The organism is Variovorax sp. J31P179 (assembly GCF_030316985.1).
Classification (GTDB): Bacteria; Pseudomonadota; Gammaproteobacteria; order Burkholderiales; family Burkholderiaceae_C; genus Variovorax; species Variovorax ginsengisoli_B.
This window is the reverse complement of record NZ_JASZYL010000004.1, coordinates 559110-579247: the sequence shown is the minus strand read 5'-3', so window position 1 is coordinate 579247 and position 20138 is coordinate 559110. Positions and strand designations below refer to the sequence as shown.

Here is a 20138-nt window from a genome sequence, read left to right as displayed (position 1 = left end):
ACCACGCTGCGCTGAAACGGCCCGCACCATGCCGACGCGCATCGACCACCTCGTGCTGGCCGCCCGCAGCCTCGACGAGGGGGTGCGCTGGTGCGAAGCGACTTTCGGGGTGACGCCCGGCCCCGGCGGCATTCATCCGCTGATGGGCACGCACAACCGCCTGCTGAAGATCGGATCGGCCGCGTTCCCGCGCGCCTACTTCGAGATCATCGCGATCGACCCGCATGCGAAGCAAGCGCGCGCCGGCGGCGTCCGCCACCGCTGGTTCGATCTCGACGACGGCGCGCTGCAGGCCGCGCTGGCGCGCCACGGCCCGCGGCTGGTGCACTTCGTGGCCGAGGTGCCGGACATCGAGGCGGCGGTGCATCGGCTGGCCGCGCTGCGCATCGACCGGGGCCACATCATCGAGGCCTCGCGCGACACGCCGGCGGGCCGGCTCTCGTGGCGCATCACGGTACGCAATGACGGCCAGCGGCTTTTCTATGGCGCGCTGCCGACGCTGATCGAATGGGGGGCCGTGCATCCGACCGACAGCATGGACGAATCCGGCGTCGTGCTGCGTGCGCTGGCGCTGTCGCATCCGCGGGCCGGCGACCTGGGGGCGGCGTTGGGGACGATCGGGTTGTCGGCGCTGTCGCTGGCTTCGGGGTCACCGGGCCTGCGGGCGATGTTCGACACGCCGCGAGGGCCGGTGACGCTATGGTCCGGGGGCGTTTGAAGGCACCCGCCCGACACCCGACGCCAAGTCCAACCGGGTTGGCTACACCTTTCCAGCCAAGTGCAGCGAGGCGCGCAGCGTGTCGTTGATGCGCGTTTGCCAGCCGTCGCCCGTGGCACGCAAGGCGGCGAGCACATCCGCGTCAATCCGAAGTTTGACCGGCTCCTTGGTCACCGCCTGCACGCTACCCACCGGGCGGCCTCGCTTGCCCGCCGCCAGTTGCTCTCCGGTGGTCACTCGTGCGTACTGCCCGGCCTTGGCCTGGCGGATCGACAATGCCACGTCGTTGGCAAACGCCAGCATTTCGGCATCCATCTTCGGGGTTGCGGTCTTAGGCATCGCAGGCTTCCTTCCACATCTTCAAAACGGCCAATGGCAGGTTGTCGAACTTGGCTTTGGCGTAGGCGGCGATCAGCACCACCTCGCCATCGACAAGGCGGTTGAAGTAGATCACCCGCGCGCCGCCGCGCTTGCCCATGCCGGGGCGTTTCCAGCGCACCTTGCGTAAATCCCCGGCACCTGCAATCACCTCTCCGGCCATGACGCCCTTTTCACTCAAGATCCTCTTGAGGCCATTTACATCAATATGAAATTCTCATAGGTCAAGAGGGGTGTTGTCGTGCATTGAGCCAGACAAATCGCGGCGCCGGAGCCAGACCCGTCCATGTCGAAGTACAAATCACCTGTCGTGGTGTTGTAGACAATATAGTCATCGGCATCCTGACCACCAGTCAGGCCAGCACCAGATTTAAATTTACTCGACGACAATTTTCCAGAAGAAAAAAGACCTGGGTTATATATGCTGAAGGCAATTTGGTCTTCGGAGATTTTGAAGTCAAGAATTAGATCTTTGCCCCAATCACCATTAAGACCGAAGAGAAATGTATCTCGCCCCGCACCGCCGATCAGAGTGTCAGCACCATTTCCTCCATTCAAAGTATCATCGCCAGCGAGTCCACTAAGCACATTGTCACCCCCTGCCCCAGAAATCACATTATCCAACTCATTCCCAGTGCCATTCACGTCCTTTTGACCAATGAGACGGAGATCCTCCAGATTGGCGCCCAATGTATAGCTGTAGTCGTACGACTGCACCTGATCGCGACCTTCATTGGCATACTCAACAATAATGTCTTCTGGCGACTTGTTGAGACTGTAAATATCGTTCCCAGTGCCACCCATCAAGGTATCAATACCATAGCCTCCTTGCAGCAGATCGTTTCCGGCACCACCCAGCAGCAAATTGTCCAACTCATTGCCAAAGAGAACATTGTCACTCGAATTGCCCGTGCCGTTTTTTGCACCAGAACCGCTCACCAAATTCAGGTTTTCAACATATTCCGGCAATGTATAGTCGACACTTGCACTGACCCGGTCATAGCTCCAACCGCCTTTTCCGACATATTCGATTACGACATCATTTTTATTGTCCACGAAATACCAATCGTCACCTTCGCCGCCAGACATTGTGTCGGCGCCTCCAGCGCCTTCCGCCCTCTGTACTTCGTCGAAATTGAAAGTAGTTACTCTAGACCCTGTAGCCCAGCCGCCATCGAAGCGATCATCGCCAGCGCCGCCATACATGACGTCATTTCCCAGGCCGCCATAGATCAGATTGCCTCCGTCATTTCCTCGGATCGTGTTACTCAGATCATTACCCGTTCCATTGATCGCCGCCCCCCCTGCAATGTCAGATTCTCGATATTTGCTCCGAGCACGTAGGTGACTGCAGAGTTGACGGTATCGGTTCCTTCATTCGCGTTTTCAACAACGACGTCCGCCGTCTGATCGACGTAATACACGTCATTACCCGTCCCGCCGCGCAGCGTATCGGCGCCTGCGCCGCCATCAAGCGTGTCGGCCCCTGCGCCACCATCCAACACGTTGTTGGCTGCGTTGCCCAAGATCGCGTTGTTCAACTCGTTGCCGGTGCCATTGATGGCGGTCGTACCGCCAAGCGTCAGGTTCTCCACGTTGGCATTCAGGGCGTAGCTGATGGTCGAGATGACCGTGTCCATGCCTTCGCTGGCGTTCTCGACCACGAGATCACCGGTCTGATCCACGTAGTAGGTGTCATTGCCCGCACCGCCACGAAGCGTGTCGGCACCCGCACCACCATCAAGGACGTTGTTCGCGCTGTTGCCGTGGATCGTGTTGTTCAGCGCATTGCCCGTGCCGTTGATGGCGGCACTGCCCCCCAGCGTCAGGTTCTCGAGGTTGCTGCCCAGGGTGTAGCTGGCCTGAGTATTGACGGTGTCCACCCCTTCGTTGGCGTTCTCGACGATAGAGTCGCCTGCCTGGTCGACGTAGTAGGTGTCGTCGCCCGCGCCGCCGCGCAGTGTGTCCGCCCCGGCCCCGCCATCGAGCACGTTGTTGCCCGTCCCATTGAGGGCCGCGGTGCCAAGCAGGTTCAGGTTCTCGAGGTTGCTGCCTAGGGTGTAGTTGATCGAGGTGTTGACGGTATCCACACCTTCATTGGCGTTCTCAACGATCGAATCGGCTGCTTGGTCGACGTGGTAGGTGTCGTTGGCAGCCGATGCCGTGCCCGACAGGCCCGTCGAACCGGGGTTGTAGCCCGCGGCGCCCAGATTGGCGGTCGTGGTCGAACCCGCGCCGAGGGCCACGGAGTTGGCGGCCGTCGCGTTGGCCGACGCGCCGATCGCAATGGCGCTGGCTGCGGCCGCATTCGCAGCACGGCCCATGACTACGGCGTCAGCCGCGCCAGTCGCGGTTGCGTTGGCGCCGAGCACAATCGCGGAAGCGGACGTTCGAACTTGGGATGATTGGCCGATGGCGATAGCGTTTGTCGACGCAGCGTCGGTAGCCACAGTCGTTACGCCGTTGCCCTGAATCGCTATCGAGCCGGCACCCGCCGCCTCGACCTGGTTGCCGATTGCCGTGGAATTGACCCCCGAGGCCTTGGTCTCAAAGCCAACCGCCGTGCCATCTTGGGCCGTAGCGGTCGACGAGGGGCCAACGGAGACAGCGTTCGTGGCTGAGGCGTTGCCACCATCAGTCGAGCCCGCCATCGCCCCAAAGGCCGCACCGGCCATCATGATCGCCACAAGAGCCTTCCGGCTGCTCGACTTCTTCCCTCGCCCCTTGGCGACTTCACTCGCCGCAACAAAAGTTCCCGTCTTCTCGCACCAAACGCTCTTGAATGACTTGTTCATGGAAATTAACACCCCAGTTGAAGTTGAAATAAATGCTCTGCACCGCATTTCTTCTTTCTAAAGAATTGCCGCCGAGATCAGCTCGATTCAATTGCCTTATTGATCTGCCGTCATGGGTTTATTCTGTAAGAAATTACTGCAACAACATATAAGAAAGTTCTTAAACCGATCTCGCCCCAAAGGGTTTCACGCGGGGATTGAGAAAATTCTGAAATTGAATTGAAGCTCCCAAATGACGTGATTTATTTCCGCCTCTCGATATTTCCCTGCCGATCGGCTTGCCAAGGACTCGGAATCCATGATATTGACGAGCCCTTGCAGCGCATATGAGAATCGTCTCATTGCAAATGGAAGCCATGCAACGAAATCATCGATATATGAACTTTTAAAAATCCTGAAAATTCTTGCCGTCAATTCAATTTCGGCCATTGACCGAACGCGAAGGCCCGCCGACCTCGACCGCCGTCAATCCATTGCTTTGAGGCTGACGATCGGGCGGACGGCGTCGCGCTTCGAGCACCGATCGAGGCATCCAAGAAGCCCTTGGTCACCACCGCGACCGCGGCCAGCGCCCCCGATTGGCAGAATCCCGGCATGGGAACCCTCTACCTCGTGCGCCACGGGCAGGCCAGCTTCGGCGCCGCCGACTACGACCAACTCAGCGAGCTGGGCCGCAAGCAGTCGGTGCGGCTGGGCGAGTACTGGCGCGAGCGCGGCATGCGCTTCGACGCCGTGATCACCGGCACGCTGAAGCGCCATCGCCAGACTTGGGAAGGCATCGCCGAGGGCTTGGGCATCGGGCCCGAGGACGTGTTGCCCTGGCCCGGTCTCAACGAGTACGACAGCGAGGCGATCATTGCGACGGTCCATTCCGGCAAACTCGAGAAGCCCGATTCGCCGGAGATGTACCGCCACCATTTCCGCCTGCTGCGCGACGGGCTGGGCGCCTGGATGCAAGGCCGCACCGAGCCGGTCGGCATGCCGAGTTACGTTGATTTCCTGGCGGGCGTGACGACCGCGCTCGACCATGTGCGCGACAAGCACCACGGCGCCAAGGTGCTGGTGGTGTCCAGCGGCGGTCCGATCAGCACGGCCGTGGGCCATGTGCTGGGCACCAGCCCCGAGACCACGGTCGAGCTGAACCTGCGGATCCGCAACACCGCGGTGACCGAATTCGCCTTCACGCCGAAGCGCCACATGCTGCTGACCTACAACACGCTGCCGCACCTCGACGGCCCGGCCTACGAAGGCTGGGTCACGTATTCCTGAGGACTACCTGGTCACTTCGCGCAGCCAGGCCGCGCAATCGGCCGCTGCTTCGACCGGCCAGTCGATCTTGAGCAGGGTGTCGCCACGCTGCAGTTCGATGCGGATGTGACGGCCGTCCGCCGTGCCGCCATGGACGAGCCGCGACCACCAGCCGCGGCCCGCTGGCGCGGGGGCAGCCGGGACGGCCGCGGGTGTCGTTGCAACCGGCACGGAAGCCGGCGCCACGACAGCCGCCACGGGCCGCGCAGCAGCCGCCAAGCTGGCCGGTGCCACTCTGGCCGGTGCCGCAGCCTGGATCGGCGCCGCCGCAGCCCTTGCCGGCGCGGTGGCCGCCAGTGAAGGCCCGCCTTCCAGCCGCGCCACCAGGTTCTGGCCGAACTCCTCCCACATCCGGTCGGCCTTGGTCTTCATGACGCTGAGCCCGAAGGTGCCGAGCCGCCCGAGCACGTCGACCTTGACTTTCATGCGCAGCTCGGTGCGGCCGTCCGGCAGCTCGGCCAGGAACAGCTCGCTCTGCTGCTTCAGCGAGCTGGCGACCGAGGCGTCCTCGCCGGTGCCTTCGCAGCGCAGGTAGTGCGGCGCCCGCTGCTCCACGATGGTCGTGCGCAGCTTGAACCTGGCACTGATGAAGGAGATCTTGACGTGGATCTGGGCGATGTACTCGACGTCGCTGACCACCTCGATCGACTTCATGCCGGGCACGCAGCTGCCCATCACCTGGGGGTCGAGCAGCATCTGCCAGACCTGCGCCGCGGGCGCGGCGACCGTCATCGTCTTTTCAATTTCCACGCATCTTCTCCGCAGCGTTCATGACGGATTCGACGATCTGCGTGTAGCCGGTGCAGCGGCACAGGTTGCCGCTCAGGCCGTGGCGCACTTCGTCGACCGTCGGGTTCGGGTTGTGGGCCAGCAGCGCGCACGACGCCATCAGGAAACCGGGGGTGCAGTAGCCGCATTGCAGGCCGCCGCATTGCATGAAGCTCTGCTGCAGCGGATGCAGCGCATCGCCGCTGCCGAGGCCCTCGACCGTCGTGATGCGGCAGCCGTCGGCCTGCACCGCCAGCGACAGGCAGGACTTGACCACCTCGCCGTCGACGATCACCGAGCAGGCGCCGCAGGTGCCGGTCTCGCAGCCGCGCTTGGTCCCGGACAGGTGCAGGTCGTCGCGCAGGAAATCCGACAGCATGCGCCGCGCCGGCACCTCCATCGATTGCGCTTCGCCGTTGACGGTGATCGCGATCAGGTGCTTGCTCATTGCTTGTCTCCATCGATGGCCAGATCGAACAGCTGGGCAATGGTGCGCCGGGCCACCACCCGCACCATGTCGCGGCGATAGTCCTCGCTGCCGCGCGAATCCGAGACCGCGAGGATGTCCGCGCTCGCGATGTCGGCCGCCTCGGCCGCCACCTCGGCGGTGACGGCCTTGCCGGCCAGGAAGGCCTCGGCGCGTGCCACGCGGGCCGGGATCGGGGTCGATGCGCCGACCACCAGCCGGGCCTCGTGGCAGCGCGCGCCGCTGCGGCGCACCGACAGCGCGACGTTGACCAGCGGCCGGTGCTCGGCCGCGGTGCGCCGGAAGCGGGTGTAGCGGCCGGCGGCGTCGGCCGAGGGCGCCGGCACGCGGATGTCGAGCACCACTTCGTCGGGCTCGATGGCCGTCACGTAGTAGTCGACCAGGAACTCCTCCATGCCCAGCACCCGCTCGCCGCGCGAGCTGGCCAGCGTGACGCGGGCGTCGAGCGCCATCAGGCAGCTGGGCGGGTCGGTGGCCGGATCGGCATAGCAGAGGTTGCCGCCGATCGTGCCCTGGTGGCGCACCTGCGGGTTCGCCACCTGCGCCGCCATCGCGGCCAGCATCGGGTAGTGCTGCTGCACCAGCGGCGAACGCGCCACGTCGCAGTGGCGTGAGAGCGCGCCGATGCGCAAGCCGTCGCGGGCGTCGAAGGAGATGCCGCGCAATGCGTCGAGCCGCGCGATCGACACGATGTGGGTCGGCGTCAGCATGCGCTGGCGCATCGCCAGCATCAGGGCGCTGCCGCCGGCCATCACGCGGCAGTCGTCGCCGAGCTCGGCGAGCATGCGGCTGGCCTCGTCGATCGAGGTCGGTTGCAGGAAATCGAAATCACGCATTACGCGCTCCTTGCAGTTCGCGCAGGCCCGCCAGCACCTTCTCGGGCGTGATCGGCAGGTCGCGGATGCGCACGCCGATGGCGTCGTAGACCGCGTTGGCGATCGCCGGCGCGCCGGGCAGGATGGCGGTCTCGCTGGCGCCCTTGGCGCCGTAGGGGCCGTTCGGATCGTTCGACTCGACGATGCCGCCGCGCAGCATCGGCACCGCGTCGCTGGTGGCCATCGTGTAGTCGGCGAAGTTGCCGTTGGCCATGCGGCCGCCTTCGAGCTGCAGCTGCTCGTAGAGCGCCCAGCCGATCGCCTGCACGGTGGCGCCGTTGGTCTGGCCGTGGATCGCCAGCGGATTCAGCGCCTTGCCGCAGTCGTCCGAGACGAAGCTGTCGACGAGCGTGACCTGGCCGGTCTCGGTGTCGACCTCGACCTCGACCGCCTGGGCCGCGAACGAATAGGCCGGCGCGATGTTGCCGTAGACCTGGTCGTCGTGCATCTGCGTGCGCGCGTCCCAGCTGCCGCTGACCTGCAGACCTTCGCCGCCGTGGCGCCAGACGTGCAGGCGCGCCAGCATGGCCAGCGTGCAGCTGCGCTCGGGGTCGGCGATGACCCGCACCGTGCCGTCGGCGCATTCGAGCTGCTCGACCGGCCGTTCGAGCTGGGTCGCGGCCAGCGCGATCAGTTTGTCGCGGGCCATGCGCGCGGCCACGATCGCCGCGTTGCCGCCTGCGATGGTCACGCGCGAGGCCAGCGAGCCGATCGCGATCGGCGAGCTGTCGGTGTCGGGCGGCACCACGTGCGTGTGGTCCAGGGGGATGTCGAGCTCGTGCGCCACCACCTGGCTCAGCATCGTCATCGCGCCCTGACCCATGTCGGCTTCGCCGCTGTGGATGAAGACGCGGCCATCTTCGTTGACCTTGACAACCACGGTCGAGCCGTCCCAGTTGCCGATCGTGCGGTTGCCGCTGACGTGCATCGCCGCCGCCATGCCCACGCCGCGGCGGCGGGCGCCAGTGCCCTTCGGCGCGGCGCGCCTGGCTTGCCAGCCGATGGCGTCGATCGCCTGATCGATGCACTCCTTCAGGCCGGTGCTGCCGATCTGCCAGCCGTGGATCGAGGTCTCGCCGGCGCTTATCGCATTGAGCTTGTGGATCGCGACCGGATCGAGGCCGAGCTGCTCGGCCATAGTGTGGATGTGGCTGTTGAGCGCGAACAGCATCTGCGAGCCGCCGAAGCCGCGGAAGGCGCCGTGCGGCGGCGTGTGGGTGTAGACCAGCGTGGCGTGCGAGCGCACGTTCGGGTTGCGGTGCATGTTGTCGCTGCGCATCGCGCTCACGTGCATCACCTCGGCCGCGAGACCGCTGTAGGCGCCGCAGTCGGCCACGATGCGCACCTCCTTGGCGACGATCAGGCCGGCGCGGGTCATCCCGAGCTTGAGCGTGATGCGCTCGGGCACGCTCGAGGGCGCCGCCAGAAAGTCCTCGAGCCGGTTGTTGACCAGCCGCACCGGCTTGCCGGTCTTGCGCGCCAGCAGGCCGGCGATCAGGTTGTTGGCGTCTTCGACCAGCTTGCCGCCGAAGCCGCCGCCGGTGGTCGCCTGGTGCACCCGGATGCGCGAGATCGGCATCTCCAGCGCCGCCGCCAGCCGCAGCCGCGCCTGCGTCACCGACTGGGTCGATGTCCAGACCACCAGCCGGCCATCGGGCTCGAGCGCGGCGACCGTCGCCATCGGCTCGAGGTAGCCCGGGTACTGCGCGTGCGTGGTGTAGGTGGCCTCGTGCACCAGGTCGGCCGAGGCGAAGCCGGCGTCGGCGTCGCCGCGTTCGAAGCGGATCTCGTGCGAGACGTTGTTGCGGCCCGGATGAACGCCGGGCGCCTCCTCGTCGAGCGCCTCCTCCGGCGTCAGGATCGCCGGCAGCTCCTCGTACTCGACCTGGATGTGGTCGAGCGCGTCGCGTGCGATCTCTTCGCTGGCCGCTGCCACCGCGGCGACTTCTTCGCCGGCGAACCGGACCACGCCCTCGGCCAGGATGCGGCGCTCCTTGTGATGCACGCCCCACATCGCGCGCGGTGCGTCGGCCCCGGTCAGCACCGCCTTGACGCCCGGCAGCGCCAGCGCCGCCGAGGTGTCGATCGCGACGATGCGCGCATGCGGATAGGGGCTGCGCAGCACCGCGCCGTGCAGCATGCCGGCGACCTTGAGATCGCCCGCGTACTGGGCGCGCCCCAGCACCTTGGCGCGCGCATTCACTTGCGGCACGTCCCGCCCGAGCGTGGACTGGTTGGTTCCCGACGTCATGGCGCAGCTTCTAGTCGGCCTGCACGCCCAGGTCGCGGATCACCTTGCCCATCACCTCGTAGTCGGAGGCGTTGGTCTTGCCCAGCAATTCGGGCGCGCCGCCCACCGGCAGGGCACCGAAGGTGGCGAGCTTCTCGACCACCTCGGGCGACTTCAGGATCTCGTTGAGCTGGGTGTTGAGCAGCTTGACCACTTCGGCCGGCGTTCCCTTGGGCGCGAAGAAGCCGTTCCAGGCGCCGACCACCACGTCCTTGTAGCCGGCCTCGGCCACGGTCGGCACGCTGGGCGCGAGCTTCGAGCGCTGGGCGTCGCCGATCGCCAGCGGCACCAGCCGGCCCTGCTGGATGTACTGCGTGACCGGGCCGAAAGTGACCCAGGCGGTGTCGACATGGCCTGCGACCACGTCGGTCACCGAGGGGCCCACGCCGCGGTAGGGCACATGGGTGATCTTGACGCCGGCCTCGCGGTTGAGCCACTCGCCGAGGATGTGCATCGGCGAGCCGGCGCCGGGGCTGGCATAGCTCAGCGGCTTGCCGCCCTTCACGCTCTTGATCATGTCGGGCACCGACTTGACCCCGGCGGCCGGGTTGGCGACCAGCACCAGCGGCTGCACCGCCGTCTTGATGATCGGCTCGAAGCCGTGCAGCACGTCGTAGCCCGCGCTCGGCGACAGCTTCATGACCAGCGGCGCGGTGGTGAACGGGTTCGGCGTGAACAGCAGCGTGTAGCCGTCCGCGGGCGCCCGGCCGACGAAGTTGTTGCCGAGCGCGCCGCCCGCGCCCGGCTTGTTGTCGATCACCACCGGCTGCTTGAGGCGCTGCGACAGCTTGTCGGCGAACAGCCGCGCGATGGCGTCGGTGTCGCCGCCCGGCGGATAGGACACCACGACGGTGATCGGCTTGGTCGGGTAGGCAGCGGCCGTCTGGGCCTGTGCGGCACCCAGCGTGGCGGTGAGCGCGCCTGCGATGGCGGCGGTGACGAAGAGTCGGCGGGCGGATTTCATCGAGGGGGCTCCAGCAAGGGCATGGGGGGTCAGCCAGGGGTCAAACTGTTTGTTTCACATATGGATCAATCGCCCATCAGAGAAACGCACAGCCGTATTCTTCGCTTTTCTGGTTGATCGATCAACTAGGCACAATAGCGTATTGACAAATCAACCGAAATGCTCTGAACAGGTCTTTTCCTGCGTTCAATGAGACGATTCGCCCATTGCCCCTGCCGCGAGCGCACGCACCCGCCCTGACCATGGACCCCAACGAAGAACAAGAAGCCCCCCTGCCACGGACGGCTGCCGAGGGCGAATGCGGGCATGACGCATCGCCCTGGGCCGGTCTGGAGGAAGGCGGCGCCAGCCTGGCGATCGACGATTTCCTGACCACCATGATGAGTCACGCCAGCAACGCGCTGCGCCGCGCCATCACCGTGCCCTACGCCGAGCAGGCCGGCCTGACGGTGTCGGAGTGGCGCATGCTGTCGGTGCTGGCCGAGGCGCGGCAGCTGCCTTTCATGGAGCTGGTGACGCGCGCCGCGGCCGACAAGGCGCAGGTGAGCCGCACGCTGCGACTGCTCGAGAGCCGGGGACTGCTGTCGCTGCACGCCGAGCAGTTGGGCGCGCGCAAGTGGCAGACCTGCCGGATCAGCCCGCTCGGCCAGGCGCTCTACGAGCAGATCATTCCACTGGCACGCCAGCGCCAGGCCGCCGTGATCCGCCAGCTGAGCGCGGACGACCGGGTGGTGCTCTACCGCGCCCTCAAGACCCTGCGCCGCATCGGCGAGGCCGCCGCGGACGCACGCGAACCGAAGTGAGGGGTCAGGCCTGCCAGACGCCGTAGCCGGCTTCGCGCAGCGCGATGCCGAGCTCGACCTCCATCTCGCGCGCCGCTTCGTAGGGCATCGGGTTGTACATCGCGTACAGCGCCGGCAGCAGGCGCAGGCCGTGGTCGCGCACGAAGCCGTTGGCCTGGATGCCGGCCTTGTGCTTGTCGAAGCGCACGTCCGGATCGAGCCCGGTCATGCCGACATAGACGAAGGGCATGCCCAGCCGGTAGTCGGGATTGGCGCGCCGGAAGCGCGCCACGTTCCAGACCCGGTCGTCGAGTTCGACCACGTAGACGTGGTGGTGATGGCGGCTGCGCGCCTTGCGGGCCGGCTTCGCGGGGCCCGGCGCGGGTTCAGGTCTTGCGCTTGACAAGTCCGTACAGGAACAAGAGCACGATCGCCCCGACCACCGAGGCGATGAAGCCCGCGCCCTGGCCCGCCGTGTACCAGCCCATGGCCTGGCCGACGTAGGTCGCGATCAGCGAGCCGGCGATGCCGATCAGCGTGGTGATGATGAAGCCGGCCGAGTCGTCACCCGGTTTGATCGCCCGAGCCACCAGGCCCGCGACGAAGCCGATCAGAATGGTCCAGACGATGCTCATACGAGTCCTTGGAGTTGTGGGAGTGGACGCCCCAGCCCGGCCGGCGGCGTTCGAATCGATGATAGCGGGCCGCGGCCGACATCGCCTGTCGTCCAGCGCCCGCATCCAACCGCCGGCGCTGCTATATAACCGGCAAATGCTCGAGAAGCTCCCTGACGTGATTGGCCACGCCCTGCACGGCGTGCGCGCCGGCCTGGACGAGATCGCCTTCAACACCATCGGCCTGCGTGCCGGCATGGCCTCGATCCGGGTCACCAGCCTGGCCTTCGTCGACCATGCGCCGCTTCCCGATCGCTACACGGCCGATGGCGTCGGCCGCTCGCCGCCGCTCGAATGGGTCGGCGTGCCGGCCGATGCGGCCGCGCTGGTGGTGGTGGTCGAGGACGCCGATTCGCCGACGCCTCACCCGCTGGTGCACGCCCTCGTGGTCGATCTGCCGCCCGCGGACGGCAGCCTGCACGAAGGCGCCCTGCCCAGCGTCGACAACGAAGGCGACGGCAGCCATGCCGGCCTCAACTCCTACCTCCAGGCGGCCTGGCTGCCGCCCGACCCGCCGCCCGGCCATGGCGTGCATCGCTATGCGTTCCAGGTTTTCGCGCTCGGCACGGCGCCGTCGTTCTCGTCCCATCCGGGGCGCGACGAGGTGTTCGAGGCGCTGCGTGCGCATGCCATTGCCAGCGGCCTGCTGATCGGCACCTGCGAACGGCCCGACGGGTCGATCAAGCTGCCGGAATCCGCACCCGCGGGGCCGCTGGTCGCCGGCTGATCGGCAGCGGAGCAACGTTCAGGGCAGCGGCTGCGTGTAGGCCGTCGCCAGCGGCAGCCGCGAGACCTCGCCCAGCAGCGCCGCCAGCTGGGCGGCGCTGGCGTCGACCAGCGCCCGGCCCTTGTCCGCGCTCGCGGCTGCGGCGTTTCCGGCCGCGCCCGCGGGGTTGTAGTCTTCCATCGCCCAGCCGAGCTTCGCGCTGCGGCCGTTGCCGAGGATCGGGTAGTCGGCGGCGCGCTGGCGCGAGGTCGAGCCGAAGTCTCGCGCCGCGCCCATCGCCACCTGGCCGGGTGCCAGCGCCAGCATCATCGAGGTCTCCATCTCGCCGGCATGGACGCCGAAGCGGTGCTCGTCGGCGCTGAACTGCGCACCGGCGTCGCCCAGCGGCAGGTTGAACCAGCTGCTGCTGTAGACGATGAGCCCATGCGCCGCCCGCAGCTCGCGCGCCACGATGTCCATGGCGCCCGAATGCCCGCCGTGGGCGTTGAAGAGCACCAGCTTGCGCAGGCCGGCCCGCGCGACGCCGGCGCCGATCTCGCTCCAGAGCTGGATCAGCGTGGTGGAGGACAGGGTCAGCGTGCCGGGAAAGCGCGCGTGCTCGGGGCTCAGGCCGATCTGCTGGGTCGGCAGGAACAGCACCGGCAGCTCGGCCGGCAGCAGCGGCAGGGTGGCGGCGACGATGCCGTCGACCAGCGCCGAATCGACGCCCAGCGGCAGGTGCGGGCCGTGCTGTTCGGTGGCGCCCAGCGGCAGCACCGCGACCGTGGTCGCCGGATCGAGGGCGGCGAAATCGCGCGTCGTGAGCTGGGACCAGAAGCGGCTGGCAGGGGCTGTCATGCAGTGATCTTAGGGCCAGTTTCCGGCGTCGGGTTCGACGTGAACTTCAGCGCCAGGAAGTCGACCAGCGCCCGCACCCGCGCCGGCACGAAGCGGCCGCTCGGCAACAGCGCATGCAGCGGATAGGGCTCGGTGTCCCAGTCGGGCAGCAGGCGCACCAGGGCGCCCGAGGCCACGTCGCGCTGCAGGTCGAGTTCGGACTTCAGGGTGATGCCGTGCCCGGCCAGGACCCATTCGCGCGCCAGCGAGGCATCGTCGACCACCCGGTCTCCATCGACCCGGACCTCGGTCCAGTGGCCTTGGCGGGCGAAGCGCCACAGCCGCTGGCGACGGCCGCCGCGATGAAAGGTGAGGCAGTTGTGCTGCAGCAGGTCGTGCGGCGTCTGCGGCGCCGGATGGCGGCGCAGATAGGCGGGCGAGGCGCACAGCGCCGGACGGGAGTCGGCCAGCCGCCTCGCCACCAGCCGCGAGTCGGCCAGTGGCCCGTAGCGGAGCGCCAGGTCGACCTCGTCGCGCATGACGTCGAGCGGCCGGTCGCCGACCGACAGCGCCAGCTGGAGGCCCGGGTGCAGCGCCAGGAAGTCATCGAACCAGGGCAGCAGCGTGACCCGGGTCAGGTCGGAAGGGGCCGCCACCCGCACCGTGCCGACCAGCGCGCCCCGATCGGCCTGCACCAGGGATTCGCCCTCGGCCAGCAGCTCGAAGGCGCGCACCGCGTAATCGAGCAGGGTCTGGCCTTGCGGCGTCAGCCGCATGGCCCGGGTCGAGCGCTCGAACAGCCGTGCACCGAGTTGCGACTCGAGCCGCTTGAGCGTCGCGCTGGCCGCCGCCGGCGTGATGCCGAGCGCCGCGGCGGCCGCCGTGAGCGTGCCGCCGCGCGCCGTATGGACCAGCACCTGCAGGTCGGCGATATTTTCAATCCTCATTTGAAAGTGAAGCTTTCTCCAAGGCCCTTATCAATTTCCGATTGCCACTCTACATTGAGCCTGTCGCAACGATCAAGGAACTCCCATGAAAGCCGTCGGCTACCGCCAATCCCTCCCCATCGACAACCCCGCGGCGCTCGAGGACCTCGAGCTGCCGGCCCCGACGCCCGGCCCCCGCGACCTGCTGGTGCGGGTGAAGGCGATCTCGGTCAATCCGGTCGACACCAAGGTGCGCCGCAACGCGGCCCCCGAAGCCGGCCAGGCCAAGGTGCTGGGCTGGGACGCGGTCGGCACGGTCGAGGCGGTGGGCGGTGCCGTCACCCGGTTCAAGCCCGGCGACCGGGTCTACTACGCCGGCTCGATCGTCCGTCCCGGCGCCAACAGCGAGCTGCACACGGTCGACGAGCGGATCGCGGCGCTGGCGCCCCGCAGCCTCGACGACGCCCAGGCTGCGGCGCTGCCGCTGACCACCCTCACGGCCTATGAGCTGCTGTTCGATCGCCTGGGCGTGCCCCAGGGCGGCGGCGCCGGCCAGACCCTGTTGATCGTCGGCGGCGCCGGCGGCGTCGGCTCGATCCTGATCCAGCTGGCGCGCCAGCTGACCCAGCTGCGCGTGATCGCCACCGCCTCGCGCCCCGAGACCCGGGCCTGGTGCCTCGAACTCGGCGCCCATGCCGTGATCGATCATTCGAAGCCGCTGGCCGGGGAACTGAAGGCAGCCGGCTTCGGCGAGGTCGAGATGGTGGCCAGCCTGACGCAGACCGGCCAGCACTACACGCAGATCATCGAAAGCCTCCAGCCGCAGGGCCGGATGGCGGTGATCGACGACATGCCCGTTCTCGACGCCATGCCGCTCAAGACCAAGTGCATCTCGCTGCACTGGGAAATGATGTTCGCCCGTTCGCGCTTCGAGACCGCCGACATGGCGCGCCAAGGCGAATTGCTGGCCGAGGTGGCGCAGCTGGTCGATGCCGGCCGCATCCGCACCACGGCCAACGCGAGCTTCGGCGCCATCAACGCCGCCAACCTGCGCCGGGCCCACGCGCTGATCGAGAGCGGCAAGGCGCAGGGGAAGGTGGTGCTGGCGGGGTTCTAGCTACTTCTTCCTGACCCGCCAGACCGCGTTGCCGACATCGTCGGCGACCAGCAGGGCACCGCTGTTGTCGAAGGCCACGCCGACCGGGCGGCCCTGCGCCTTGTCGTCGGCGGTCAGGAAGCCGGTCAGGAAATCAACCGGCGGACCGCTGGGCCGGCCGCCGATGAAGGGCACGAAGACCACCTTGTAGCCGGCCAGCGGCTTGCGGTTCCAGGACCCGTGCTCGCCGATGAAGGCGCCGTTGGCGAACTCCACGGGCATGGCCCCCGGGCGCGAGAAGGCGATGCCGAGCGGCGCCCGGTGCGAACCCAGCGCGTAGTCGGGCACCACCGCGGCGGCGACCCGGTCCGGCCGCTGCGGGTTCACGCGGGCATCGACATAGCCGCCGTAGTAGCTCCACGGCCAGCCGTAGAAGGCACCGTCCTTGATCGAGGTCAGGTAGTCGGGCACCAGGTCGCTGCCGAGCTCGTCGCGTTCGTTGACCACCGCCCACAGCACATTGGTGTCGGGCTCCCAGGCGAGCGCCGTGGGGTTGCGCAGGCCGCTGGCGAACAGCCGCTTCTCGCCGCTCTTCAGGTCGACCTCCCAGACGGCGGCGCGCCCCTCCTCGGCCTCCATGCCGTTCTCGCCCACGTTGCTGTTGGACCCGACCGTGACATAGAGCTTGGTGCCCTCGCGGTTGGCGACCACGTGCTTGGTCCAGTGGTGGTTGATGCCCGCGGGCAGGTCGGTCACCTTGACCGGCGCCGCCGTGACCTGGGTCTGGCCGTCGGCATACGGCACCTTGACCAGCGCGTCGGCATTGGCGATGAACAGTTCGTTGCCGACCAGCACGACGCCGAAGGGCGAGTTCAGGTTCTGCATGAATACCTGCTTCAGTTCGGCGACCCCATCGTGGTCGGCATCGCGCAGCAAGGTGATGCGGTTGGCGCTCGGCACCCCGGCGCCGGCGCGCTTCATGAACAGGCCCGTGACCCACTGCTTGGTCCGTGCGACCAGCCCGCTGCCGCCGTCGTGGCTGCCTTCGGGCTTCGGCGGCTTGTTGCTCTCGACCACCAGCACGTCGCCGTTGGGCAGCGTGTAGACGGTGCGCGGATGGTCCAGCCCGCGGGCCAGCGCCGTCACCGCGAAGCCGTCGGGCGCGGTCGGGCCGGCGGTGTCGGTCCAACCCACGACCGGCGCGACATTGACGGTCGGCAGCAGGGCCTGGCGCGGTGCCGGCAGGGTCGGTGTCGGCCCGGTCTCGGCTTCCGGCGCCAGCTTGGCGGCGTCGCCGCAGGCGGCCAGCAACAGCGCCGCCGCGGCCGGGGCGAGCAGCGAGCGCCGCACGAAGAGAGATGGGGTGATGGGCAGGTTCATTCTGGTGCCATCCTGCCCGCCCCGCAGCGCCGCGGGTGTCGGCTGTGGGCGCTTTCGGGCGTGGGCCGGCTGCCCCGCAGCCGCGCCGCTACCATCGGGCCATGACCGACGACCTGTTCCGCTCCGATGCCTATCTGCGCGACTGCGAGGCCCTCGTGGTCGCCGCCGACGAAGGCGGCATCGTGCTCGACCGCACCGTGTTCTATCCGATGGGCGGCGGCCAGGCCGGCGACAGCGGCCGGCTGCTGCTGACCGACGGCCGCGAGATCGTGATCGTCGATACCCGCAAGGCCAAGGATGCCGACGGCAAGCCCACCGACCAGATCGTCCATGTCCCGGCCGCGGGCCAGGAGGCCCTGGTCGCCGCGCTGCAGCCCGGCGTGCGCGTCACCGCCGCGATCGACTGGGAGCGCCGCCACAAGCTGATGCGCTTCCATACCGCCACCCACCTGCTGTGCCACCTGGTGCCGCAGCCGGTCAACGGCTGCTCCATCACGCCCGACTACGCGCGGCTCGATTTCCACATGACCGACCCGCTCGACAAGGAGGCCCTGACGGCCGGCCTCGCGCGGCTGGTGGCGGCCGCCCATCCGCTGGTGGTCGGCGCCATCAGCGATGCCGAGCTCGACGCCAACCCGGCCCTGGTCAAGAGCATGAGCGTGCAGCCGCCGCGCGGCACCGGCACGGTCCGCACGATCCGCATCGGCAGCGACGACCAGGCCATCGATTTCCAGCCCTGCGGCGGCACCCACGTGGCGAACACCGGCGAGATCGGCGCCGTGCTGGTCACCAAGATCGAGAAGAAGAGCGCCAACAGCCGGCGCGTGGTGCTGGGGTGGGGGGGATGAGCCGGAACTTCGCCTCGCGCGCCCGCTCCGACTGACGGCATGTCCCTCCTTTCCCGATTCCGCCTCGCGGCATTCCTCTGCGCCAGCCTCGCGGCCTGCCTGCCGGCCGTGGCCCAGCTGTCCGCCAGGACCGGCCCGGTCGTCACCACCCCGCACGTGCGGGCCGAGCTCGTCGCCCATGCCCCCGAGGGCGTGTCGCCCGGGGCGCCGCTCTGGGTCGGCCTGCAGATCGCGCACCAGCCCGGCTGGCACACCTACTGGAAGAACGCGGGCGACTCCGGCCTGCCGACCGAGCTGGCCTGGTCCCTGCCGGCGGGCGTTTCCAGCGGCGACATCGACTGGCCCGTGCCGCGCAAGATCCCGATCGGCAACCTGGCCAACTACGGCTACGAGAACACCGTGCTGCTGCCGGTGCCGCTCAGCGTCGGCGCCGACTTCAAGCCGCAGCCGGCGCTCACCGGCGCCGCCGAGATGGAAGTCCGGCTCAAGGCCTCCTGGCTGGTGTGCAGCAAGGAGTGCATTCCCGAAGACGGGGAATTCCTGCTCAAGCTGCCGCTGCAGGGCTCGACGGCGCTGCACAAGGCCGATTTCGATGCCGCGCTCGCCGCCCGGCCCGCCGCGCTGGCGCAGCCGGGCCGGATCGCCATCGACGGCGACAAGCTGCAGGTGCGCCTCGACGGCCTGCCCGCCGCCGCCCGAGGCAAGACCCTGGAGTTCTTCCCCGAAACCGCCGAGGTGATCCGCACCGGCGCCGTGCTGGGAAAGGACTGGACCCAGGCCTGGCAGGGCGATGCCTGGACCGCCACCGTGCCGCTGGCCGACCAGCGCAGCGCCAGCCCCGCCGTCATGCCGGTGGTGGTGGCGCTCGCCGAAGCCGATCGCCAGCCCGGCCAACCGGCCGCCTGGCGCGCCGAGGCGCCGGTGGCCGGCAGCTGGCCGAGCGTCGCGGCGCCGGCCCAGGTGTCGCCGGCCCTGACGGCCGCGCTCGCGGCCAACGCCGCGCCGCCCGCGCCGCGACCGGCACCGCCCTCGGCCGGCTTCGTCGCCGCCCTGCTCGGCGCGTTGATCGGCGGCCTGCTGCTGAACCTGATGCCCTGCGTCTTCCCGGTGCTGGCGATCAAGGTGCTGGGTTTCACGCGCCATGCCGACGACCGCCGCGCCCACCGGCTGGCTGCCCTGGCCTACACCGGCGGCGTGATCCTGTCCTTCCTGGCCCTGGGTGGCGCGATGCTCGCGTTGCGGGCCGCCGGCGCCCAGCTCGGCTGGGGCTTCCAGCTGCAGTCGCCCGCGGTGGTGGCGGCCCTGGCCGCGCTGTTCACGCTGATCGGGCTCAACCTGGCCGGCCTCTTCGAGTTCGGCCGCATGGCGCCGGCATCGATCGGGGCCGTGCAGGCCCGCCATCCGGTGGCCAACGACTTCCTGTCGGGCGCGCTGGCGGTGGTGGTCGCATCGCCCTGCACCGCGCCCTTCATGGGCGCCTCGCTGGGGTTCGCGATCGCCCTCCCCGCCGGCCAGGCGCTGCTGATGTTCGCGGTGCTCGGGCTCGGCCTGGCGCTGCCCTACCTGGCGGCCGGCTTCGTGCCCGCCGTGGCCCGGCTGCTGCCCCGGCCGGGCGCCTGGATGAACACGCTGCGCCGCCTGCTCGCGTTCCCGATGTTCGCCACCGTCGCCTGGCTGGTCTGGGTGCTGGGCCAGCAGAGCGGCATCGACGGCGCCGGCGCCCTGCTGGGCCTGCTCGTCTGCCTGGCGGCGATCGCCTGGAGCCTGACCCTGCGCGGCCGCACCCGCCTGGTGCTTGCCAGCCTGACCGTCGCCCTCACGGCCGTGCTGGCGGGCGCCATCGGCGGTCACGTCGTGCGGCCACTCGAACCGGTCGCGACGGCGGCGGGCCAGCGCTGGCAGCCCTGGTCGGCCGAGCGCGCCAGCGCCCTGGCGGCGGCCGGGCAGCCGGTGTTCATCGACTTCACGGCGGCCTGGTGCGTGACCTGCCAGTACAACAAGCGCAGCACCCTGGCCGACGCCGAGGTGCTGGCCGACTTCGATGCCCGCCGGGTGGCGCTGCTGCGCGCCGACTGGACCCGGCGCGACCCGGCCATCACCGAGGCCCTGACGGCGTTGGGCCGCAGCGGCGTGCCGGTCTACGTGCTGCAGGCGCCTGGCCGGCCGCCCGTGGTGCTGACCGAGATCCTGGGCAAGAATGAACTGCGCGAAGCACTCGCCCGGCTTTGACCCCGGGCCCTAACGGGTTGTCACATGGACATGAAGAATCCGTTCTAAGCTGTCGCAGTTATTGAGTATTTATTCAG

21 protein-coding genes are annotated in these 20138 nt (G+C 68.3%); 7 read left to right on the top strand and 14 right to left on the bottom strand.

Features of this window, described 5'->3' with window-relative positions; translation table 11 throughout:
* Positions 1 to 28: 28 nt before the first annotated feature.
* Entirely contained in the window at positions 29 to 718 is a 690-nt protein-coding gene (locus tag QTI17_RS13865; protein ID WP_286533797.1) for a VOC family protein, read from the top strand.
* Positions 719 to 760: 42 nt separating this feature from the next.
* Here the strand turns inward: QTI17_RS13865 and QTI17_RS13860 are convergent, their stop codons facing one another.
* The 4 genes from QTI17_RS13860 to QTI17_RS13845 form a co-directional block, all read right to left on the bottom strand.
* Positions 761 to 1057, bottom strand: coding sequence for a BrnA antitoxin family protein (locus QTI17_RS13860; protein WP_286533796.1), 297 nt, complete (start codon positions 1055 to 1057; stop codon positions 761 to 763).
* Positions 1050 to 1277 carry a hypothetical protein gene (locus QTI17_RS13855; RefSeq protein ID WP_353506704.1) on the bottom strand — a complete coding sequence of 76 codons (228 nt, stop codon included), beginning with the start codon at positions 1275 to 1277 and terminating at the stop codon, positions 1050 to 1052. The genes QTI17_RS13860 and QTI17_RS13855 overlap by 8 nt, the downstream gene beginning before the upstream one ends.
* 17 nt (positions 1278 to 1294) lie before the next feature.
* Positions 1295 to 2302, bottom strand: coding sequence for a calcium-binding protein (locus tag QTI17_RS13850; protein ID WP_286533795.1), 1008 nt, complete (start codon positions 2300 to 2302; stop codon positions 1295 to 1297).
* 62 nt (positions 2303 to 2364) lie between these two features.
* Entirely contained in the window at positions 2365 to 3891 is a 1527-nt protein-coding gene (locus tag QTI17_RS13845; RefSeq protein ID WP_286533794.1) for an ESPR-type extended signal peptide-containing protein, read from the bottom strand.
* Between the two features lie 594 nt (positions 3892 to 4485).
* On the opposite strand from QTI17_RS13845, the gene QTI17_RS13840 reads away from it, so the two are divergent.
* Entirely contained in the window at positions 4486 to 5160 is a 675-nt protein-coding gene (locus tag QTI17_RS13840) for a histidine phosphatase family protein (protein WP_286533793.1), read from the top strand.
* A gap of 3 nt (positions 5161 to 5163) precedes the next feature.
* Here QTI17_RS13840 and QTI17_RS13835 read toward each other — a convergent pair whose 3' ends face one another.
* From QTI17_RS13835 to QTI17_RS13815, 5 genes are read right to left on the bottom strand one after another with little or no spacing between them, the layout of a single operon-like run.
* Positions 5164 to 5949 (bottom strand): SRPBCC family protein, encoded by a 786-nt coding sequence (locus QTI17_RS13835; RefSeq protein WP_286533792.1) that lies wholly within the window; start codon positions 5947 to 5949, stop codon positions 5164 to 5166.
* Entirely contained in the window at positions 5939 to 6415 is a 477-nt protein-coding gene (locus QTI17_RS13830) for a (2Fe-2S)-binding protein (protein ID WP_286533791.1), read from the bottom strand. Before QTI17_RS13830 ends, QTI17_RS13835 begins: the two co-directional genes overlap by 11 nt.
* Entirely contained in the window at positions 6412 to 7290 is an 879-nt protein-coding gene (locus QTI17_RS13825) for an FAD binding domain-containing protein (protein WP_286533790.1), read from the bottom strand. The genes QTI17_RS13830 and QTI17_RS13825 overlap by 4 nt, the downstream gene beginning before the upstream one ends.
* On the bottom strand, positions 7283 to 9580 hold the full coding sequence (locus QTI17_RS13820; protein ID WP_286533789.1) for a xanthine dehydrogenase family protein molybdopterin-binding subunit: 2298 nt from the start codon (positions 9578 to 9580) through the stop codon (positions 7283 to 7285). Before QTI17_RS13820 ends, QTI17_RS13825 begins: the two co-directional genes overlap by 8 nt.
* A gap of 10 nt (positions 9581 to 9590) precedes the next feature.
* The gene (locus QTI17_RS13815; protein ID WP_286533787.1) at positions 9591 to 10583 is read right to left on the bottom strand and encodes a Bug family tripartite tricarboxylate transporter substrate binding protein; all 993 of its coding nucleotides are present in this window, start codon (positions 10581 to 10583) and stop codon (positions 9591 to 9593) included.
* Positions 10584 to 10825: 242 nt separating this feature from the next.
* Here QTI17_RS13815 and QTI17_RS13810 point away from each other — a divergent pair, with 242 nt between their 5' ends.
* Positions 10826 to 11386: a MarR family winged helix-turn-helix transcriptional regulator gene (locus QTI17_RS13810; protein WP_286533786.1), complete on the top strand. Its 561-nt coding sequence runs from the start codon at positions 10826 to 10828 to the stop codon at positions 11384 to 11386.
* A 4-nt stretch (positions 11387 to 11390) separates the two neighbouring features.
* Here the strand turns inward: QTI17_RS13810 and QTI17_RS13805 are convergent, their stop codons facing one another.
* Positions 11391 to 11687: a hypothetical protein gene (locus QTI17_RS13805; protein WP_286533831.1), complete on the bottom strand. Its 297-nt coding sequence runs from the start codon at positions 11685 to 11687 to the stop codon at positions 11391 to 11393.
* A 64-nt stretch (positions 11688 to 11751) separates the two neighbouring features.
* A complete protein-coding gene (locus QTI17_RS13800; protein ID WP_286533785.1) occupies positions 11752 to 12000 on the bottom strand; it encodes a GlsB/YeaQ/YmgE family stress response membrane protein in 249 nt (82 codons plus the stop codon).
* Between the two features lie 136 nt (positions 12001 to 12136).
* Here QTI17_RS13800 and QTI17_RS13795 point away from each other — a divergent pair, with 136 nt between their 5' ends.
* The gene (locus QTI17_RS13795) at positions 12137 to 12766 is read left to right on the top strand and encodes a YbhB/YbcL family Raf kinase inhibitor-like protein (RefSeq protein WP_286533784.1); all 630 of its coding nucleotides are present in this window, start codon (positions 12137 to 12139) and stop codon (positions 12764 to 12766) included.
* An 18-nt stretch (positions 12767 to 12784) separates the two neighbouring features.
* Here the strand turns inward: QTI17_RS13795 and QTI17_RS13790 are convergent, their stop codons facing one another.
* Entirely contained in the window at positions 12785 to 13603 is an 819-nt protein-coding gene (locus QTI17_RS13790; RefSeq protein ID WP_286533783.1) for a creatininase family protein, read from the bottom strand.
* Positions 13600 to 14529, bottom strand: a complete 930-nt coding sequence (locus tag QTI17_RS13785) for a LysR family transcriptional regulator (RefSeq protein WP_286533782.1) — start codon at positions 14527 to 14529, stop codon at positions 13600 to 13602. Before QTI17_RS13785 ends, QTI17_RS13790 begins: the two co-directional genes overlap by 4 nt.
* Before the next feature lie 85 nt (positions 14530 to 14614).
* Between QTI17_RS13785 and QTI17_RS13780 the strand changes: the two genes are divergently transcribed.
* Positions 14615 to 15625 carry a zinc-binding alcohol dehydrogenase family protein gene (locus QTI17_RS13780; protein WP_286533781.1) on the top strand — a complete coding sequence of 337 codons (1011 nt, stop codon included), beginning with the start codon at positions 14615 to 14617 and terminating at the stop codon, positions 15623 to 15625.
* On the opposite strand, the gene QTI17_RS13775 is transcribed toward QTI17_RS13780, so the two are convergent.
* Positions 15626 to 16984, bottom strand: coding sequence for a PQQ-dependent sugar dehydrogenase (locus tag QTI17_RS13775; RefSeq protein WP_286533780.1), 1359 nt, complete (start codon positions 16982 to 16984; stop codon positions 15626 to 15628). It lies immediately after the preceding gene.
* Positions 16985 to 17085: 101 nt separating this feature from the next.
* Between QTI17_RS13775 and QTI17_RS13770 the strand changes: the two genes are divergently transcribed.
* Positions 17086 to 17832, top strand: a complete 747-nt coding sequence (locus tag QTI17_RS13770) for an alanyl-tRNA editing protein (protein WP_286533779.1) — start codon at positions 17086 to 17088, stop codon at positions 17830 to 17832.
* A 39-nt stretch (positions 17833 to 17871) separates the two neighbouring features.
* Positions 17872 to 20061, top strand: a complete 2190-nt coding sequence (locus tag QTI17_RS13765) for a protein-disulfide reductase DsbD family protein (RefSeq protein WP_286533778.1) — start codon at positions 17872 to 17874, stop codon at positions 20059 to 20061.
* The last annotated feature ends 77 nt before the right edge of the window (positions 20062 to 20138 follow it).